Annotated in this window: 15 protein-coding genes; 7 read left to right on the top strand and 8 right to left on the bottom strand. The window is 73.2% G+C overall.

Features of this window, described 5'->3' with window-relative positions; translation table 11 throughout:
- Positions 1 to 157 precede the first annotated feature (157 nt).
- From ACERUN_RS14095 to ACERUN_RS14080, 4 genes are all read right to left on the bottom strand, one after another.
- Positions 158 to 1,075, bottom strand: a complete 918-nt coding sequence (locus ACERUN_RS14095) for an ABC transporter permease (RefSeq protein ID WP_370290649.1) — start codon at positions 1,073 to 1,075, stop codon at positions 158 to 160.
- Positions 1,072 to 1,875, bottom strand: a complete 804-nt coding sequence (locus tag ACERUN_RS14090) for an ABC transporter permease (RefSeq protein ID WP_370290648.1) — start codon at positions 1,873 to 1,875, stop codon at positions 1,072 to 1,074. The genes ACERUN_RS14095 and ACERUN_RS14090 overlap by 4 nt, the downstream gene beginning before the upstream one ends.
- Complete coding sequence (locus ACERUN_RS14085) at positions 1,872 to 2,723, bottom strand: ABC transporter ATP-binding protein (protein WP_370290647.1); 852 nt, start codon at positions 2,721 to 2,723, stop codon at positions 1,872 to 1,874. The genes ACERUN_RS14090 and ACERUN_RS14085 overlap by 4 nt, the downstream gene beginning before the upstream one ends.
- Positions 2,724 to 2,845: 122 nt before the next feature.
- Positions 2,846 to 3,961 (bottom strand): ABC transporter substrate-binding protein, encoded by a 1,116-nt coding sequence (locus ACERUN_RS14080; RefSeq protein WP_370290646.1) that lies wholly within the window; start codon positions 3,959 to 3,961, stop codon positions 2,846 to 2,848.
- A 215-nt stretch (positions 3,962 to 4,176) separates the two neighbouring features.
- Between ACERUN_RS14080 and ACERUN_RS14075 the strand changes: the two genes are divergently transcribed.
- From ACERUN_RS14075 to xdhC, 3 genes are read left to right on the top strand one after another with little or no spacing between them, the layout of a single operon-like run.
- Positions 4,177 to 6,072 (top strand): FAD binding domain-containing protein, encoded by a 1,896-nt coding sequence (locus ACERUN_RS14075; RefSeq protein ID WP_370290645.1) that lies wholly within the window; start codon positions 4,177 to 4,179, stop codon positions 6,070 to 6,072.
- Complete coding sequence (xdhB, locus tag ACERUN_RS14070; RefSeq protein ID WP_370290644.1) at positions 6,069 to 8,378, top strand: xanthine dehydrogenase molybdopterin binding subunit; 2,310 nt, start codon at positions 6,069 to 6,071, stop codon at positions 8,376 to 8,378. The genes ACERUN_RS14075 and xdhB overlap by 4 nt, the downstream gene beginning before the upstream one ends.
- Entirely contained in the window at positions 8,366 to 9,208 is an 843-nt protein-coding gene (gene xdhC / locus ACERUN_RS14065) for a xanthine dehydrogenase accessory protein XdhC (protein WP_370290643.1), read from the top strand. Before xdhB ends, xdhC begins: the two co-directional genes overlap by 13 nt.
- A gap of 2 nt (positions 9,209 to 9,210) precedes the next feature.
- Here xdhC and ACERUN_RS14060 read toward each other — a convergent pair whose 3' ends face one another.
- Both ACERUN_RS14060 and ACERUN_RS14055 read right to left on the bottom strand, forming a co-directional pair.
- A complete protein-coding gene (locus ACERUN_RS14060; RefSeq protein ID WP_370290642.1) occupies positions 9,211 to 9,711 on the bottom strand; it encodes an NUDIX domain-containing protein in 501 nt (166 codons plus the stop codon).
- A gap of 52 nt (positions 9,712 to 9,763) precedes the next feature.
- Complete coding sequence (locus tag ACERUN_RS14055) at positions 9,764 to 9,967, bottom strand: antitoxin (RefSeq protein ID WP_370290639.1); 204 nt, start codon at positions 9,965 to 9,967, stop codon at positions 9,764 to 9,766.
- A gap of 200 nt (positions 9,968 to 10,167) precedes the next feature.
- Here ACERUN_RS14055 and miaA point away from each other — a divergent pair, with 200 nt between their 5' ends.
- Positions 10,168 to 11,184, top strand: a complete 1,017-nt coding sequence (miaA, locus tag ACERUN_RS14050; protein WP_370290638.1) for a tRNA (adenosine(37)-N6)-dimethylallyltransferase MiaA — start codon at positions 10,168 to 10,170, stop codon at positions 11,182 to 11,184.
- On the opposite strand, the gene ACERUN_RS14045 is transcribed toward miaA, so the two are convergent.
- Complete coding sequence (locus ACERUN_RS14045) at positions 11,126 to 12,616, bottom strand: phytoene desaturase family protein (RefSeq protein ID WP_370290637.1); 1,491 nt, start codon at positions 12,614 to 12,616, stop codon at positions 11,126 to 11,128. The genes miaA and ACERUN_RS14045 overlap by 59 nt on opposite strands.
- Complete coding sequence (locus tag ACERUN_RS14040; protein WP_370290636.1) at positions 12,613 to 14,475, bottom strand: DUF3556 domain-containing protein; 1,863 nt, start codon at positions 14,473 to 14,475, stop codon at positions 12,613 to 12,615. Before ACERUN_RS14040 ends, ACERUN_RS14045 begins: the two co-directional genes overlap by 4 nt.
- A 235-nt stretch (positions 14,476 to 14,710) precedes the next feature.
- Between ACERUN_RS14040 and ACERUN_RS14035 the strand changes: the two genes are divergently transcribed.
- The 3 genes from ACERUN_RS14035 to ggt all read left to right on the top strand — a co-directional run bounded on the left by ACERUN_RS14035 (position 14,711) and on the right by ggt (position 18,593).
- Positions 14,711 to 15,952 (top strand): PucR family transcriptional regulator, encoded by a 1,242-nt coding sequence (locus ACERUN_RS14035; protein ID WP_370290635.1) that lies wholly within the window; start codon positions 14,711 to 14,713, stop codon positions 15,950 to 15,952.
- Positions 15,953 to 16,033: 81 nt separating this feature from the next.
- Positions 16,034 to 16,585 (top strand): dihydrofolate reductase family protein, encoded by a 552-nt coding sequence (locus ACERUN_RS14030; RefSeq protein WP_370290634.1) that lies wholly within the window; start codon positions 16,034 to 16,036, stop codon positions 16,583 to 16,585.
- Between the two features lie 127 nt (positions 16,586 to 16,712).
- Positions 16,713 to 18,593, top strand: coding sequence for a gamma-glutamyltransferase (gene ggt / locus ACERUN_RS14025; RefSeq protein WP_370290633.1), 1,881 nt, complete (start codon positions 16,713 to 16,715; stop codon positions 18,591 to 18,593).
- Positions 18,594 to 18,600 lie beyond the last annotated feature (7 nt).

Raw genomic sequence — 18,600 nt, 5'->3', positions numbered from 1 at the left:
TGGCCGGGTTCGGCTGATCGGTCCGGTCTGCTCGGTGGTGGCCGGTCGGCGGGCGGTGCTGATGCGTCGATTGGTGGCAAACCGCAGCTCGAAGCCCCCAAATGTTGTGGTTTGGCGCCAAACCGCAACCCTCGACGGCGCGTGCGCGAGCGGCGCCTCAGCCTGCGCTCTGGCTCATCCCCATCCGAGCGAGGACGACGTTCTCCGCCAGCTGCACGAGGTTGTAGAGCACGAGGGTGATGGCGGTGATGATCGCCACCGAGGCCCACAGGTCGTCGAACTGCGCGGCGGTGCTGAACTTCTGGATCGAGCCGCCGATGCCCTGGCCGGTGGAGAGCCACTCGGCCAGCAGGGCGCCGGTGACGGCGCCGGGCACCGACACTCGTGCAGCGGCGAACAGTGAGGGCAGTGCGCCGGGTAGGGCGACCTTGCGCAGCGCGGTGGCGTTCGAGCCGCCGTAGACGCGGATGAGGTCGAGGCTCTCCTTGCTCGCGCGACTGAGCCCGAACAGCGCGGAGGCCAGCGCGGGGAAGAGCACGACGATCGAGCCGATCACCGCCACTGAGGCGGTGGAACCGCGGCCGGTGATGAGGATGATGACCGGCGAGATCGACACCAGCGGCACGCTGCGCAGCAGCAGCGCGAGCGGCATGATGCCCGCCTCCACTGTGCGCGAGAGCGAGAAGAGGATCGCCAGCACCACGGCGATGCTCATGCCGACGGCGAACCCGAGACCGGCGTCCTGCAGGGTCTGCACGGTGAGCGGACGCATCGCGGCGCGGTTGTCGGCGGCCAGCTGGCCGGCGGCGGCGCCGGGCTCGTCGACGAAGAGGAACTTGTAGACGTCGACCGGCCCCTTCGCCACGTACGGCGAGACGCCGAGGAAGCTCACGACCGACTGCCACATCGCCAGCACGATCAGCAGCGTGACCACGGCGTTGAGCAGCGAGCGACCGACCGCCCGACCGATGGCGCGGCCGGTGGCGCCGCGCGAGCCGCTGCTGCCCGAGCCGGAGCTCGAGCCGCCGGAGGCGCGGCCCTTCGCCGCGGCGGGAGAGGGAGCGAGGGCGGTCATGCGGTTCCCCTTCCGGCCACCCAGGGCGTGACGAGGCGGGTGATGAGTCCGAACACGGCGTAGCCCAGCATCGCCACGAGCGCGCAGAGCAGGAAGACCGCCCACACGCGCACGGAGTCGAGCTGGCCCTGCAGGCGGATCAGCGTGATGCCGACACTGCGGTCGGTGGCGCCGAGGTACTCGCCCAGCACCGCGCCCAGCAGCGAGGTGGGCACGGCCACCTGCAGCGCGTTGAGCACCGCCGGCAGCGCGGCGATGAGCCGCACGGTGAAGAGCTGGCGCAGACGCCCGCCGCCGAACACGCGGACGACGTCCAGGCTGGCCTTGTCGGCCGCCTTGAAGCCCAGCAGCGCCCCGACCACGGTCGTGAAGAACACCGACAGCGCGGCCAGGAAGATCGCCGTGGACGACGGGTCGCCCGGCTCCTCCGCGCCGCCGAGCGCGACGATCGAGATGCCGCCCACCGCCACCAGCGGCAGGCAGTAGGTCACCACCGCCACCTGGACGACGACCGGCTCGATGCGCGGCACGAGCAGCACCGTGGCGGCCAGCAGCAGTGCGAGCGCGTTGCCCCACAGGAACCCGATGGCGGCCTCGTTGATGGTGACGGAGAAGAAGTCCCAGTAGGCCGAGAAGCCGTCGTCCACGATCTGGTTGAAGACCGCCAGCGGCGAGGGCACGGGGTCGTAGGTCTTGCCGGCGTCGGGGGTGAAGGCGAAGGTGGCGAACGCCCACCAGGCGGCCAGGAGGCCGAGGGTGCCGATGATCGGGGCGAACCAGCCCGGCAGGCGGCGGGTCACGACTCGGCGTCCGCGCGTCCGTCGGCGCCGAACAGCAGCTCGGAGGCCTGATCGACTAGGGCGTGGAACTCGGGGGTGCGCATCATGTCGGGGGTGCGCGGGCGCGGCAGGTCGACGTCGATGATCGCCTTGATGCGGCCCGGTCGCGGCGACATCACGGCCACCTGGTCGGAGAGGAAGATCGCCTCGGAGATGCCGTGGGTGACCAGCAGCGTGGTGGCGGGCTTCTCGGTCCAGATGCGCAGCAGCTCGAGGTTGAGGTTCTGCCGCGTCATGTCGTCGAGGGCGCCGAAGGGCTCGTCGAGCAGCAGCACCGAGGGCTTGAGCGCGAGGGCGCGGGCGATCGAGACGCGCTGGCGCATGCCGCCGGAGAGCTGGGCGGGGCGGGAGTCCTCGAAGCCGGTGAGGCCCACGAGGGCGATGAGCTCGTCGACGTAGGCCTTGTCGACGTCGCGCCCGGCCACCTCGAAGGGCAGCCGGATGTTCTTGGTGACCGAGCGCCACGGCAGCAGCGCGTGGTCCTGGAAGGCGATGCCCAGCTCGCTGTTCTTGCGCAGCTCGGCGGGCGTCTTGCCGTCGACGAGCGCCGTGCCCGCGGTCGGGTGCTCGAGGTCGGCCAGGATGCGCAGGATCGTGGACTTGCCGCAGCCCGAAGGGCCGAGCAGGGCCAGGAAGGATCCCTGCTCGGTGTGGAGCTCGGCGTCCTCGAGGGCGGTGACGGTGCGCCCGCGACCGACCTTGAAGGTCTTGGTGAGGCCGCTGACCTGGATGCCGGTGCCGCCCGTCGTCCCCGACCCGGAGGTGGGGGTGGAGGAGGTGCCGGGTGCCGTGGTGTCGTCGATCGACATGGGAGAAGGATCCCTCAGTTCTCGGCGCTCGGGCGAGCGGGCGCGGTCGGCGGATGGGTCACATGGTCGGGGCCGGACGGACCAGCGGCCCGCCGAGATCGCTCGGCGGGCCGCTGCGGGGCTCAGGGGAGGTACTTCTTGAGCTCCGGGTCGTCCTTGTAGATCTCGTCGATGATCGAGGTGTCGAACAGCTCGTCCACCGAGACCTTCCAGCCGGCCGCACCCAGCGAGTCGACCGTCTGCTGCTTCAGCGCGTCGCTGATGGTGAACAGGCCGTTGGCCTCGGTCTCCGGGGTGGAGATCAGCTTCGCCTGCGCCTCCAGGCCCAGGCCGGTCTTCTTCGGGTCGAGTGCGCCGAAGGTGTTCTCCAGGCCCTCGGCGTTGTCCGAGGCGGCCTTGTTGTAGTACTTGGTGACCAGATCGACCGTGGTCTCGGTCGGCTGCTTGAAGGTCTCGGTCCAGCCCTTGATCTCGGCGATCAGGAAGTCCTTGAGGAGCTCCCGGTTCTCGGCGAGGTACTGGTCGGTGACGGTGAAGGTCTCGGCCACGTAGGGCACGCCGTTCTCGGCGTAGGGCAGGTTGGTGATGTCGAAGCCGGCCAGCTGCACGGTGAGGGCCTCGTTGGTCAGGTAGGCCATGAAGCCGTCGACCTTCTTCTCCATCAGCGGGGTCGGGTCGAAGTCGACCGGCACGACCTTGACCTGCTTGGGGTCGATGTCGTTGGCGGCGAGGATGGCCTTGAAGACGTTGGCGTTGGAGTCCTGCACGCCGATGGTCTTGCCGATGAGGTCCTGCGGCGTCTGGATGTTCGCGCCGTCCTTCAGCGACAGGATCGTGAAGGGGTTCTTCTGGAAGGTCGCGCCGATGATCTTCAGCGGGGCCTTCTCGTTGGCGATCGCCGCACCCACGGACGCCGCGTCGCTCAGCGCCACCTGCACCTTGCCGCTGAGCAGCTTGGCGACACCGGTGTCGGGCCCGGAGATGCCGTTGACCTCGCTGAAGCCGGCGTCCTTGTAGTAGCCCTTCTCCTCGGCGTAGAACTCGCCGGCGAACTCCTCGTTCTTGATCCAGGAGTACTGGACGCTGATCTTGCCGTGCTTGCTGCCGCCGTCGCCGGAGGCCGAGGAGTCGTCGCTGCCGCAGGCCGCGAGGCCCAGCATGCCGACCGCCGCGATCATCGAGGCGGCGACGAGGCGGACGCCGCGGCGGCGGCGTGGCCGGGTGGGGGTGGTGGTCATGTGTGGTTCTCTCCTGCGGGGACTCGGCGACGGGTGCCGGTGGCTCGTCGCTGGGGCGTCGTGTCGGTGCTGTGGTGGTGCCGAGACGCAACAGCCGTTGCTGAGCGAGGACGTTATGAGACGAGCGTTTCAGTGTCGGGTCGTCTCGTAACCGGGCGGTTAATTCCGTCGTGCTCGCGGGTGAGGTAGGGCCGATCCGGCTTACGGTGACGGCGATGAGTACGACCCACCCCCCGCACCTCCCGGCCGACGAGCGCGCCGCCCCGACGCCGCCCCTCGGCGCGCTCGTGAACGGCGAGCACCGCTCCCTCGAGGACGCCGGCCCGCCGCTCACCGCCCTCGACTGGCTGCGCGGCCTCGGGCTCACCGGCGCCAAGGAGGGCTGCGCGGAGGGGGAGTGCGGTGCGTGCGCGGTGCTGGTGGTGCGGCCCGATCCTGCTGGTGCTGGTGCTGGTGCTGGTGCTGGTGCTGGTGGCGGGGGTGGTGGGTCGGCGTGGACGGCGGTCAACGCCTGCCTCGTGCCGGCGGCGGCGCTGGCGGGGCAGGAGGTGGTGACCGCGGAGGGTCTCGGCACGCCTGATGCGCTGCACCCGGTGCAGCACGAGCTCGCCGTCCGCGGGGGCTCGCAGTGCGGCTACTGCACCCCCGGCTTCGTCTGCTCGATGGCCGCGGAGTTCCACCGGCCCGGCCGCGAGTCCGGCTTCGACCACCACGCGCTCTCGGGCAACCTGTGCCGCTGCACCGGCTACCGCCCGATCCTCGAGGCGGCCGACGCGCTGGGTGCCTTGCCCGCCCCCGGCGTGGACGACGGCGACGTGGACGACGGCGGCGCGGCGGTCGACGTCCTCGCGGCCCGCGCCGCCGCGGCGCCGCCGCAACCGACCCCTTACCGCCGACCGGGCTTCGTGCGGCCCGCGACGCTCGACGAGGCGCTGGAGCTGCTCGGCGGAGGCGCTCCCGCCGGCGCGGTGGCGGTGTCGGGCGGGACCGACGTGGGCGTGGAGATGAACCTGCACGGACGACGCCCCGGGCTGCTCGTGGCGATCGACCGGCTCGAGGAGCTGAGGGTTCTGCGGCCGGTGCCGGGTTCCGAGGGGCGGGTGTTGGAGATCGGGGCCGCGCTCACCCTCACCGAGGTCGAGCGGCAGGCTGGCGCGCTGGTGCCGCTGCTGGCGCAGGTGCTGCCGCAGTTCGCCTCCCGGCTCATCCGCAACAGCGCCACCATCGGCGGCAACCTCGGCACCGGCTCGCCGATCGGCGACCTCGCCCCCGCCCTCCTCGCCCTCGACGCCGACCTGGTGCTCGCCTCGGTTCGCGGCACCCGCGTCGTCGCACTGCGCGACTACTTCACCGGTTACCGCGCGAGCGTGCGGGCGGTCGACGAGCTGATCGTGAGCGTCCGCGTGCCGGTGGCGGGCGTCGTCCACGGGGGCGGTGGTGGTGGGGCTGATGGCGGTGGGGCTGATGGGGCTGATGGGGCTGATGGGGTCGGCGAGGGGCGACTGGGACGAGAAATCCGGCGCTTGGACGACGGAGTTCCGTCGTCCGAGTTCCAGTTTCACCGGCCGGCCGGTGAATCCGGCCCCGCGGTGCCCCCGCTCTCCGCCGCCCACGAAGCAACTGGGGCCCATGCGGCTGGTGGGGCTGATGTGGTCGGCGAGGGCGGACTGGGACGAGAAAACCGGCACTTGGACGACGGAGTTCCGTCGTCCAAGTTCCAGTTTCACCGGCCGGCCGGTGAATCTGCCACCGCGCCACCCCCGCTCACCGCCTTCCACAAGATCGCCAAGCGCCGCTACGACGACATCTCCTCGGTGGCGGTGGCGTTCGCCGTCGAGGTCGTGGACGACGTGGTGCAGCGTGCGGCGATCGGGCTGGGCGGCGTCGCGGCGACGCCGATCCGGGCCCCCGCCGCAGAGGCGGCGCTGACCGGCGCCCGGTGGAGCGTCGACGGGGTCGCCGAGGCGGCGACGGCGCTCGCCGCCGAGGGCACGCCGCTCGACGACCATCGCGCGAGCGCCGCCTACCGCCGTGCGATGCTCGCGGGCGCGCTGCAGCGACTCGTCGCCGAGAACCCGGCGCCGGGCCTCAACAGGGGAGCCCTCGCATGACCCTCACCGACCCCGTCGTCCCGGCCCCCGCGAAGGCGACCGCGCCCCCCGAGGTCGGCCGTGCCCTGCCGCACGAGGCGGCCGTGCTCCACGTCACCGGCCGCGCGCTCTACACCGACGACGTGGCGATCGGGCTGCGCGGGGTGCTGCACGCGCATCCGGTGAGCTCGCCGCACGCCCACGCCCGCATCACGCGCCTCGAGGTCGCCCCCGCCTACGCCGTCGCGGGCGTCGTCCGCGTGCTCACGGCCGCGGACGTGCCGGGCGTCAACGACGCCGGCATCAAGCACGACGAGCCGCTGTTCCCCGAGGTCGCGATGTTCCACGGCCACGCGGTCGCGTGGGTGCTGGGCGAGAGTCTCGAGGCGGCCCGGCTCGGTGCGGCCGCGGTGGAGGTCGACTACGAGCCGCTGCCCGCCGTCGTCACCGTGCGCGAGGCGATCGAGCAGCAGAGCTTCCAGGGTGCGCGCCCGGTGCTGGAGCGCGGCGACGTCGCCGCCGGCCTCGCCACAAGCGCCCACGTGATCGAGGGCGAGTTCGAGTTCGCCGGCCAGGAGCACTTCTACCTCGAGACCCACGCCTCCTACGCCGTCGTCGAGGACGACGGCCAGGTGTTCGTGCAGTCGAGCACCCAGCACCCCACCGAGACCCAGGAGATCGTTGCCCACGTGCTGGGGCTGGCCTCCCACCAGGTCACCGTGCAGTGCCTGCGCATGGGCGGCGGGTTCGGCGGCAAGGAGATGCAGCCGCACGGGTTCGCCGCGATCGCCGCCCTCGGTGCCAGCCTCACCGGGCGCCCGGTGCGCGTGCGGCTGACTCGCCGGCAGGACATGACGATGACCGGCAAGCGTCACGGCTTCCACGCCTCCTGGCGCGTCGGCTTCGACGACGACGGTCGCCTCCAGGCGCTCGAGGCCACCCTCACCGCCGACGGCGGCTGGAGCCTCGACCTCTCCGAGCCCGTGCTCTCGCGCGCCCTGTGCCACATCGACAACGCCTACTGGCTGCCGCACCTGCGCGTCGACGGGCGCATCGCGCGCACCAACAAGACCTCGCAGACGGCGTTCCGCGGCTTCGGCGGCCCCCAGGGCATGATCGTGATCGAGGACATCCTCGGCCGCTGCGCCCCCGTGCTCGGCCTCGCGCCGGAGGAGCTGCGCCGGCGCAACCTCTACATCGAGGGCCAGGCCACCCCCTACGGCCAGCCCGTCCGGCACGCCGAGCGCCTCGCGCGCGCCTGGGAGCAGGTGCTCACCGGCAGCGGGTTCGCCGAGCGGCGCGCTGCCGTGGCGTCGTCCAATGCTCAGAACCCCCATCGCAAGCGGGGGCTGGCGATCACCCCGGTGAAGTTCGGCATCTCGTTCAACTTCACCGCCTTCAACCAGGCCGGCGCCCTCGTGCACGTCTACAAGGACGGCTCGGTGCTCATCAACCACGGTGGCACCGAGATGGGGCAGGGCCTCCACACCAAGATGCGCCAGGTCGCCGCCACCGCCCTCGGGCTGCCCTACGAGCGGGTGCGGCTCGCGCCCACGCGCACCGACAAGGTGCCCAACACCTCCGCCACCGCCGCCAGCTCGGGCGCCGACCTCAACGGCGCCGCAGTGAAGGACGCCTGCGAGCAGATCCTCGCCCGCCTCGTGCCTGTGCGCGCCCTCGCCGGACCCGACGCCTCGTGGGAGGAGGTCGTGCAGCGCGCCTACCTCGAGCGGGTGCAGCTGTGGGCGGCCGGCTACTACCGCACCGAGGGCCTCACCTGGGACGCCACCGCCATGCGCGGCACCCCCTTCAAGTACTTCGCCTACGGGGTGGCGGCCGCGGAGGTCGAGGTCGATGCGTTCACCGGCGCCTACCGGGTGTGCCGCGTCGACGTCGTCCACGACGTGGGCGACAGCCTCTCGCCGCTGATCGACCTCGGCCAGATCGAGGGCGGCCTCGTGCAGGGCATCGGCTGGCTGACGCTCGAGGACCTGCGCTGGGACGACGCCGACGGCCCCGCCCGCGGGCGCCTGCTCACCGCCGGAGCCTCCACCTACAAGGTGCCGAGCCTCTCCGAGCTGCCCGCCGAGCTCAACGTCGCCCTCCTCGAACGCGCTACCGAGGACGGCGTGGTGCACGGCTCGAAGGCCGTGGGCGAACCGCCGTTCATGCTCGCCTTCTGCGTGCGCGAGGCCCTGCGCGACGCGGTCGCCGCCTTCGCCCCGGCCGAGGACGGCGCCTCGCGGCGTCCGGTCGAGCTCGCCTCGCCCGCCACGCCGGAAGCCGTGTACTGGGCCGTGCAGGAGGTGCGCTCGTGGACTGGGTGAGCGCCCTCGCCGCCGCCCGCCAGCGCCGCGAGCCGGCCGTGCTGGTGACCGTCAGCGACGTGCGCGGCCATGCCCCGCGCGAGATCGGCGCAGCCATGGTCGTCACCGCCGACGCCGCCTGGGGCAGCATCGGCGGCGGCAACCTCGCGGAGGTCGCCCTGCGCCGCGCCCGCACCCTCATCGCGGACGGCGCCACCGCGGCCGTCGTCCACCGCTCGCAGCTCAGCGACCGCGGCCCCGCCGAGCACGGCGTGCAGTGCTGCGGCGGCGAGGTCACCGTGCTGCTGCAGCCGATGCCGGTGCGCCCGGCGATCGCGATCTTCGGTCTCGGCCACGTGGGCCTCGAGCTCGCCCTCGTGCTGGCGCGTCACGAGGTCGAGCTCCACCTCGTCGACTCCCGCGCCGAGGCCGTGGACGACGCCCGCCTCGCCGCCCTGCGCGAGGGACCGGCCGTCGTCCACGTTCACCGGTTGGCGCTGTTGCCCGAGCTGGCCGTCGCGTCCCTGCCGCGCGGCACGCAGGCGCTCGTGATGACCCACGACCACGCCGAGGACCTCGCCCTGCTCGACGCCCTGCTGCGCCACGACGCCGCCACCCCCGGCGCGATCGGCTCGATCGGCGTGATCGGCTCGCGCGCCAAGTGGGTGCGCTTCCGCGCCCGCCTGGGCGAGCTCGGCCACGCCGCCGCCGCCCTCGACCGCGTCCGCACGCCCATCGGCGACCCCGACCGCACGGGGCTGCAGGGCAAGCAGCCGGCTGTGATCGCGCTCAACGTGGCGGTCGAGCTGCTGGCTGGTGTCGGGCAGCGCCGTCCGCACGAGGCGCGCTGACCTCAGAAGCCGTGGGCGGTGAGGGGCGCGAGGGTGGCGTCGCGCAGGCCGTCGAGCACGAACCGCTCGTGGGGGACGACGGCCTCGGGGAGGTCGTCGAGGGCGAACCAGCGCAGGTCGGCGCACTTGGCGCCCTCCATGATCCGCGGCTCGCCGCGCCACGAGCGCGCGGTGAAGAAGAAGTCGACGCGCTCGTCGATCTCCAGGCCGCGCTGGGTGCGCTGCATCGAGGTGGCGAAGTCGAGCACGACGTCGTGGACGCCGATCTCCTCGGCCGCCTCGCGCGCGATCGCCTCCGCAGCGGTCTCCCACCTCTCGATGTGGCCGGCCGCGGCGGCGGCCCAGTGGTCGTCCATGAAGCCGGTGTTCTGCCGCAGCTGCAGCAGCACCTCGACGCCCGCGCCTCCGGGCGCCCCGATCTCCCCTCCGCGCAGCAGGTAGACGTAGGCGGCCGGGACGACGGAGAAGCGCACCTTTCCCGAGTGCGGGTCGGTGATGCTCACCGGCCGCCCGCGCCCTGCACGAGGACGACGCGCAGAGCCGCGGGCGCCAGGGTCACTTCAGGTCGTCCTTCTTGTTGTCCAGCTTGTCGAGGGCCTCCTTGGCCTTCACCTTGCCGGTGGCGATCTTGTCGTCGTACTTCCCGCCGGTCTTCTTCGAGGCCACGTCGGCGGCCTTGTCGATGCCGGTGGAGATCTTGTCGCCGTGCTTGTCGACGGCGTCGCCGAGCTTCTTCTTCGCGTCGTCCAGGAAACCCATGATCGGTCCTTTCGCCGGGAGGTCGGTCGGTGTGCGCCCGCGGCGAGCGGGCGTCGTCCTCAGCGTAGCCAGGGGACCCCTACCCGCACGTGGCACGTGTTTCCTGCACGTGGCACGTGTTGCAACGCGCGCCACGTGCAGGACTCGCCGGTCGACCGGGGCGATTCCTGCAGCCCCCGCCGACCCACCAGACTGACCCCGTGACCACCGCCCCACCGCAGAGCGCGCCGATCGCACCGATCGTGGCGATCGTCGGCCCGACGGCGAGCGGCAAGACGGCGCTGTCGCTGGACCTCGCCCAGGCACTCGGCGGCGAGATCGTCAACACCGACGCGATGCAGGTCTACCGGGGCATGGACGTCGGCACCGCGAAGCTGCCCCCGGCCGAGCGCCGCGGCATCGCGCACCACCTGCTCGACACCCTCGAGGTGCGCGACGCCGCCACCGTCGCGGAGTTCCAGGGCTGGGCGCGGACGACGATCGCCGACCTCCGCGCCCGCGGCGCGACCCCCGTCCTCGTCGGCGGCTCGGCGCTCTACACCCGAGCGATCCTCGACCGCTTCGAGTTCCCCGGCACCGACCCGGCGGTCCGCCACCGCCTCGAGCAGGAGGTGGAGCGCGAGGGACTGCCCGCTCTGCTCGCGCGTCTCACCGCGGTCGACCCCGAGGCCGCCGCGCGCATCGAGCCCGGCAACGCGCGGCGGGTGGTGCGTGCGCTGGAGGTCGTCGAGATCACCGGTCGCCCGTTCAGCGCCTCGCTGCCGGTGCAGGAGTACGTCGACGCCCGCACGGTGCAGATCGGCGTCGAGATCGAGCGCGAGGTGCTCGACGAGCGCATCGAGGCGCGGGTGCGCACCATGTTCGCGGGCGGCCTGCTCGAGGAGGTCGATCGCCTGCTGGGCGAGGGCCTCGCCGAGGGGCGCACGGCCTCGCTGGCCATCGGCTACCGCCAGGCGATGGCGGTGCTCGCCGGCGAGATGAGCGTGGACGACGCCATCGAGCGCACCGCGGCCGCCACCCGCCGCTTCGCCCGCCGCCAGCTGGCGTGGTGGCGCGACGACCCGCGCATCACCTGGGTCCGCCACGACGATCCCGACCGCGTCGGCCGGGCGCTGCACGCCGTCGGTGCGATCAAGGCCATCGGCGCGATCGAGACCCTCAGCGCACGACCGGGGTCGGCTGGGGCCGGGCGAGCTGACGCAGCGGCGGAGAGCTGATCCCGAGGCGTCGCAGCGCCGACTGCGCGGCCCGGTAGCCGCTCATGCCGTGCACGCCGCCGCCGGGCGGGGTGGCCGAGGAGCACAGGTACACGCCGTCCACCCCCAGGAAGTAGGGGTCGAGCGCGGGCCGCGGGCGGAAGGCGATCTGCAGCGCGTCGTTGGCGCCGGCGCCGATGTCGCCGCCCACGTAGTTGGCGTTGTACTCCTGCCACTGCGCCGGCGTGCGCGGCACGGCGGCGAGGATGCGGTCGCGGAAGCCGGGCGCGAAGCGCTCGATCTGCGCCGTCACCGCCTTGGTGGCATCGCCGGTGTAGCCGGCCGGCACGTGGGCGTAGGCGTAGACGGGGTTGGCCTTCGCGCTCGAGCGCTGTGGATCGCACAGGTACTGCTGGCCCATCAGCACGAACGGCCGCTCGGGCATCTCGCCGCGACCGGTCGCCGCCTCGACGGCTGCGATCTCGGCGGCCGAGCCGCCCAGGTGCAGCGTCCCGGCCCGCCGCGCCTCGGGGTTGGTCCAGGGGATGTCGCCCTCGATCGCGTAGTCGACCTTGTAGGCCGCCGGACCGTAGCGGTAGCGGGTGAACGCGCGCCGCACCCGCCCGGGCAGGGCGTCGCCCACGATCTCCAGGGCACCGGCCGGCGCCGTGTCGAGCAGGACGACGTCGGGCTTCGCGCTCAGCCCCGCGAGCTCGGGCAGCTCGGCCAGCGAGTGCACGTGGACGCCGCACACCACGCGACCGCCGAGCGACTCCAGCTCGGCCACCAGCGCCCGGCTGATCGACTCCGAGCCACCCTCGGCCACCGGCCACCCGACCGCGTGGGCGGCGCCGGTGAGCAGCATGCCGACCGAGGCGCCGAGCGGGGTGTCGAGGCGCCCGAACTTGTGCGCGGCCACGCCCATCAGCAGCGCCTTGGCGGGCTCGTCGCCGAAGCGCCGCACGCTCACGGTGGCGGGCAGCGCTGCCTGCAGGCCGAAGCGCGCCAGGGTGATCGGGTGCGAGGGCACGTGCACGACCGGCCCGAACACCTCGCCCACCAGGTCGTCGAAGTGGCGCACCACCGGCGCGAACAGCCGCCGCCAGCGCGCGGCGTCCACGCCGAGGGAGGCCTCGGTGCGGGCCATGTCGCGCGAGGCGACGCCGGCGCGGCCGTCGTCCAGGGGGTGGGCGAGGTCGACCTCGGGCCAGCGCCACACCAGGCCGTGGCGGGCGAGGTCGAGGGAGGAGAAGAAGGGCGAGGCCACGCCGGTGGGGTGGAAGCCGGCGCACACGTCGTGCAGCACGCCGGGCAGCGTGAGCTCCTCGGTGCGCGTGCCGCCGCCGGGTCGTTCGTAGGCCTCCAGCACCGTCACCTCGAGCCCGGCGCGAGCCAGGTGGATGGCGGCGGCGAGCCCGTTGGGCCCGCTGCCCACGACGACGGCGGTGGTCACGACACGGGATCCTTCCGGCGGGCGGGGTTGCCTCCTCGACGGTACCCGGGCGCCGTCCACCGAACCTCGAGCGGAATCGGGCCGTTCGGCAGCCAGGGCTGCTCGGCCACGCAGTCGCTGACGTTCCACGTGCCGCGCTCAACCACGCCCAGCGCCGCGTCGATGACGCGGTAGTGCTGCGGCGGGTTGCTCCACGGCGTCGCCTGGCTCTCGGCGTAGGCGACGATGAGGTCGCCCGGCTCCAGGCCCAACCGGCGCTGGACGGCGGCCACGAGCCGCTCGTCGTGCAGGTGGCCGTCGCCGAAGTTCCATCCCAGCATGATCGAGGCGATGAACTCGCCCTCGCGGACGACGCGACGCTCGATGTCGTCGATGTCGGGCACGTGCTCGAGCAGCACCGAGTAGAGGCCGCGCCCCTGGCTGTGCAGCGCCCGCCAGGCGGCGACCTTGGTGAGGGTCAGCTCGGCCTCGTCGCGCTCGTAGGGCATGGGCTGCATCCGCATCAGCTGGTCGCGCTGGTCCTCCACGAGCGGCAGCTCGGCGAGGCGGTCGCGCACCTCGGGGCGCATCACCCACACGCTGGTGGCCCAGTTGCCGGCGTACTGGCGCATCGAGGGCAGGAACGAGACCAGGTCGGGGCGGAAGTTGCCGAGCACGGGGCCGAAGAAGAGCAGCGCGAACATCGGGATCAGCAGCAGGGGAGAGGAGAAGTCCCAGATGTTGTAGGTGCTCGCCGAGAAGCCGTCGCCGAAGCCGCCCCACAGCACGATCGCGATGTAGCCGAAGTAGACGTTCCACTCCAGCGGCACGGCCAGCGGGAAGGTGGAGGTGATGAAGATGTGGAAGACCAGCATCGCGATCGCCCCGAGCATCGCCACCGTGTCGTTGGTGGTGAGCAGCAGGGTGACGGGGATGAGGATCTCCACCGTGGTGCCGCCCACGTGCGCCATGAACCACGCCAGGCGGCTGGGCCGCAGGTCGTGCGGGGCGTCGCGGTAGTGCAGCCTCTTGACGACGTTCAGCTGGCCCGGCGTGTTCGAGACCATCGGCGGCACGACGTTGATGAAGTGCTGGCCGAGCTTGGAGACGCCCGCGCCGATCCACACGACGCAGATGATCATCTTGAAAGCGACCACGAGGTCGACGAAGTTCTCCGGTGAGGCGGCATCGCTCAGCGCGATCGCGCCCAGGGTGGCCGAGAACAGCATGATCGGCAGGTACTGCTCCGAGCGCGCGGCCAGGAAGACCACCTTGTCGCGCAGGCCCATCAGCGGCATCAGCACGAGGATCGGCACGAACGCCCACGCCGGCACGAGCTCCTGCGGCCCGGTGCCGACAGGCACGTCGAGCACGCGATCGGCCGGGGTGGCGAGCGGGAGGACGAGGGCCGCCAGCACCCCGAGGTAGAGGACGACGTCACCCACCGTGCGCGTGTCGCCGTCGGTGAACGGCACCTTGCCCGCCCACGGCGCCATGCGGATCGTGCCCGGGCGCACCCAGAAGCGCACGTTGCCCAGCATCGGCGCGAAGTGCCCGCACAGCGGCCCGAACGCGCCGCCCAGGCCGAGCACCTCGAGCAGCATCAGCCACACCGCGAGCTTCTGGTAGACGACCACGTTGTCGAACCAGGTGCTTGGCTCGGTGAACGACACGAAGTCGGTGGTGGCCGAGGTGATCGCCAGACCGACGGCGAAGTAGAGGCCGAGCATCTTCAGCACGTAGACGATGTTCAGCACCCGCGGGGTGCCGAAGCCGTCGCTCACCCAGTGCTGGGTGAGCACCCGGATGCGCTCCATCAGCGGCAGGCGCAGGAAGTCGGCCGGCGGCATCGGCGGCGGGGACGGCGAGATGAAGCCCATGGGTCGACCTCCGGGCGGGCTGTGCGGGTGGGTGTTCGGGTGGGGCGGGCTGGCGAGGCGGCGGTGCCGCGTCGTGCCCTGCGACGGTAGGCGCGCGCCGTCCCCGGATTCTTGTGCTGTGAGCACGAAACCCAGGTCACACCTGGGGCTGTACGCCCCATGAGCAAGCGTGCGGCGCTACGGTGACGGTGGTCACGACTTGGGTCGATCGACCAATCGGTCGGGAGGGGTGCGGATGGGCGAGCCTGACGTCGAGGCGGCTGCCCGCGACGCCCTGCGCTCCTTCGCCACCGTCATGGGCCAACGGGCCGAGATGCTCACCGAGCTCCTCGTCGCCCGGTCCACCGAGCTGATCGCCGAGCTGCCGCACGACCCCGGTCTCGTCGACCTGCTCGCCGGCAGCGTCGGCTCCAACCTCGAGACGCTCACCCACCTGCTGCGCGGCCACGTCCCGGTGGACGACGTCCGCGCGCCCGCCGCGGCGGTGGAGTACGCCCGCCGCCTCGCCCAGCGCGGCACCCCGCCCGGCGCGCTCCTGCGCGCCTACCGGCTCGGCCAGCAGCTCGTGCTGGCGTGGGCGGGCGACGAGATCGCCGGCCGGGTGCGGGATCCGCGCACCGCGCTGCGCACCAGCCAGCTGCTCACCGAGACCTCCTTCGCCTACATCGACGCCGTCTCCGAGGACGTCATGGGCGCCTACCAGGGCGAGCGCGAGCGCTGGCTCGCCCACCGCAGCGCGACCCGCCGCGAGGTGGTGGAGGCCCTGCTGCGCGGTGAGCGCCGCGACGCCGCCCACGTCGAGGCCGCTCTCGGCTACCGGCTCGCCCAGCACCACCTCGGCCTCCTGCTCTGGGACGACGAGGCCACCGTCGCCGCCGCCGGGGCGCCGGAGGAGGCGATCGCCCGCATCGTCGCCCACCTCGGGGCGGGGACGCCGCTCGTCGTCCCGCACGACCGGGGCACGTGGTGGGCGTGGCTGCCGGTCGACGCGGGCGCCGACCCGCGCGGCCTGGACCTGCCCGCAGGCTCTTCGCTGCGCGTGGCCGCCGGCCGGGTGGCGCACGGTCTCGACGGGCTGCTCGCCACCCATCGCAGCGCGGTCGCGACCCAGCGGGTGGCGCAGGTGGGGCAGGTGCCGCCCGGTCGCCTGGTCTCGGCCGCCGACCCCACCGTGCGGGCCGCCGCCCTGCTGGTGGGCGACCTGCCCGCCACCCGCGCCCTCGTCGCCGACGCGCTCGGCCCGCTCGCCGCCGACGGCGACGCGGCGGCACGGCTACGCGAGACGCTGCTGGTGTTCGTGCAGGAGCGCGAGAGCCACGTCGCCACCGCGGCCCGCCTGCACCTGCACCGCAACACCGTGAAGTACCGCGTCGACCGCGCCGTCGCGCTGCGCGGTCGGCCGCTGGCCGAGGACCGCCTCGACCTCGAGCTCGCCCTCATCGCCTGCCGCCACCTCGCCCCCGCCGTCCTCACCTGACCGCCGAGATCGCGTGCCTGGTGCGTCGAGGTGGAGGGTTCGGCGCGCTGAGATGTCGGTGCTCGCCGCCAGAGTGAGTCCGTGAGCACGATCTTCTGCACCGCCACCACGCTCGACGGCTTCATCGCCGATCCCGAGCACCGTCTCGACTGGCTGCTTCGCCAGGACATCGACGAGGACGGCCCGCTCAACCACGGCGCCTTCATGGACGGCGTGGGCGCGCTCGCCATGGGTTCGGCCACCTACGAGTGGCTGCTGCGCCACGTCGTCGGCGCGGGCGAGCCGTGGCCCTACGCCCTGCCGACGTGGGTGCTCACCTCCCGCGAGCTGGCCGAGGTCCCGGGAGCCGACGTCCGCTTCGCCCGCGGCGACGTGCGCGTCGTCCACGAGGACGCCGTGGGCGCCGCGGGGGAGCGCGACGTCTGGGTGGTCGGTGGCGGCGACCTCGCCGGCCAGTTCGCCGATGCGGGCCTGCTCGACGAGGTGATCGTGTCGATCGCGCCGATCACCCTCGGCGCTGGCGCCCCGCTGCTGCCGCGACGCCTCGACCTGCGCCTGCTCGAGGCCGACCGCAACCGCGCGTTCGTCGTGGCGCGCTACGCCGTGGACGGCGTGCTGCTGGAGGACCGCTGACCACTCGCGGTCGTCGCCGGCCCCGGGCGCCCCGACGGGAGCCCACCGCCGCGCGCCAACCGCAGCACCGTTTCGACGCCCGGCATCGGGGCACCGGACCAGGGTCACCGCGTTCTCGGGAGGAACCATGCGGACTACCGTCCCCGCCCTGCTCGCCACCGGCCTCAGCGCCGCCCTCGCACTGGCCGCCCCACCCGCCGTCACCGGGCCAGCCGCTGCTGCGCCGACCGCGCCCACAGCCGACGCCGACCGGCCGTCGTCCCCACCCCGCAAGCAACCGGTCGCCACCGGCTACGGGGGAGCGGTGAGCTCGGTGGACGCCGACGCCAGCGCCGCCGGCATCGAGGTGCTGCGCCGCGGAGGCAACGCCGTGGACGCCGCCGTGGCCACCGCCGCGGCCCTGGGGGTCACCGAGCCCTACAGCGCGGGGGTCGGGGGAGGCGGCTACTTCGTCGTGTACGACGCCCGCTCGCGGCGCGTGCACACCATCGACGGCCGCGAGACCGCACCGGCCGGCGTGCGCCCCGACAGCTTCGTCGACCCCGCCACCGGCAAGCCGTACCCCTTCACGCCCGAGCTGGTCACCAGCGGCGTGAGCGTCGGCGTGCCCGGCACGCCCGCCACCTGGCAGACCGCGCTGCGCCGCTGGGGAACCCTCTCCCTCGGCCGCGCCCTCGCGCCCGCCACCCGGCTGGCCGAGCGCGGCTTCGTCGTCGACCCCACCTTCGCGCTCCAGACCCGCGAGAACGCCGAGCGCTTCCGCACCTTCACCAGCAGCACCGATCTCTTCCTGCGCGGCCCCGGCGGCACGGCCCCGGCCGTCGGCACCCGCTTCCGCAACCCCGACCTCGCGCGCACCTATCGCGAGCTCGCCCGCCGCGGCACCGACTGGCTCTACCGCGGGCACCTCGGGCGCGAGGTCGCCCGCACCGTGCAGGCCCCGCCGAAGAGCGCTGCCACCGATCTCCCTGTGCCGGTCGGCACGATGACCACCGCCGACCTCGCCCGCTACCGCGCGCTGGTGCAGCAGCCCACCCGCGTGCGCTACCGCGGCCACGACATCTACGGCATGGCCCCCTCGTCGTCCGGTGGGACGACGATCGGCGAGGCCCTCACCATCCTCGCGCGCAGCGACCTGCGTCGACTGCCCCGCGACCAGGCGCTGCACCGGTACCTCGAGGCGAGCGCCCTCGCCTTCGCCGACCGCGGTGCCTACGTGGGCGACCCGGCCTTCACCCCGGTGCCCACGGGCGCGCTGCTCGACCCGCGCTTCGGAGCCGAGCGCGCGTGCTCGATCGACCCGACCCGCGCGGCCAACAAGCCGGTGGCACCGGGCGACGTCCGCGGCTACGACGGTCGCTGCGCCACGCCGGCCGCCGCCACCGGTCGCGACGACGCCGACACCGAGAACATCTCCACCACCCACCTCACCACGGCCGACCGGTGGGGCAACGTCGTCTCTTACACGCTCACCATCGAGCAGACCGGAGGCTCGGGCATCGTCGTGCCCGGCCGCGGCTTCCTGCTCAACAACGAGCTCACCGACTTCACCACCGTCTACGACCCCGCCGACCCCAACCGCCTGCAGCCCGGCAAGCGGCCGCGCAGCTCGATGGCGCCCACCATCGTGCTCGACCCGACGACGCGCCGCCCGGTGCTCGCCATCGGCAGCCCCGGCGGGTCGACGATCATCACCACCGTGCTGCAGGTGCTGCTCAACCGCCTCGACCTCGGCATGAGCCTGCCCGCCGCGGTCGCCGCTCCGCGCGCCAGCCAGCGCAACACTGCCGCCGTCACCGCCGAGCAGGCGTTCATCGACCGCTACGGCACCGCGCTCGGCGCCTACGGCCACACCTTCACGCCCGCCGGTGCCCCCGGCACGAGCGCCGCCGAGATCGGCGCGGTCGCCGCCATCGAGCTCGGACGACGCGGTGCCCTCACCGCCGTCGCCGAGCCCACGCGTCGCGGTGGCGGCTCGGCCATGGTGGTGCGAATCGGGAGGCGCTGAGCGTCGT

Origin of the sequence: Nocardioides sp. (assembly GCF_964229035.1) — a bacterium.
Taxonomy (GTDB): domain Bacteria; phylum Actinomycetota; class Actinomycetes; order Propionibacteriales; family Nocardioidaceae; genus Nocardioides.
The sequence above is the reverse complement of the archived record's forward strand: the minus strand, read 5'-3'. Positions and strand labels throughout refer to the sequence as shown.

What these genes read in the sequence shown, in the direction of transcription:
- ACERUN_RS14085 (WP_370290647.1), bottom strand. Translation starts at nt 2,723, where the DNA reads ATGTCGATCGACGACACCACGGCACCCGGCACCTCCTCCACCCCCACC.
- ACERUN_RS14075 (WP_370290645.1), top strand. Translation starts at nt 4,177, where the DNA reads ATGAGTACGACCCACCCCCCGCACCTCCCGGCCGACGAGCGCGCCGCC.
- ggt (WP_370290633.1), top strand. Translation starts at nt 16,713, where the DNA reads ATGCGGACTACCGTCCCCGCCCTGCTCGCCACCGGCCTCAGCGCCGCC.
- ACERUN_RS14040 (WP_370290636.1), bottom strand. Translation starts at nt 14,475, where the DNA reads ATGGGCTTCATCTCGCCGTCCCCGCCGCCGATGCCGCCGGCCGACTTC.
- ACERUN_RS14055 (WP_370290639.1), bottom strand. Translation starts at nt 9,967, where the DNA reads ATGGGTTTCCTGGACGACGCGAAGAAGAAGCTCGGCGACGCCGTCGAC.
- ACERUN_RS14035 (WP_370290635.1), top strand. Translation starts at nt 14,711, where the DNA reads ATGGGCGAGCCTGACGTCGAGGCGGCTGCCCGCGACGCCCTGCGCTCC.
- ACERUN_RS14095 (WP_370290649.1), bottom strand. Translation starts at nt 1,075, where the DNA reads ATGACCGCCCTCGCTCCCTCTCCCGCCGCGGCGAAGGGCCGCGCCTCC.
- ACERUN_RS14080 (WP_370290646.1), bottom strand. Translation starts at nt 3,961, where the DNA reads ATGACCACCACCCCCACCCGGCCACGCCGCCGCCGCGGCGTCCGCCTC.
- xdhB (WP_370290644.1), top strand. Translation starts at nt 6,069, where the DNA reads ATGACCCTCACCGACCCCGTCGTCCCGGCCCCCGCGAAGGCGACCGCG.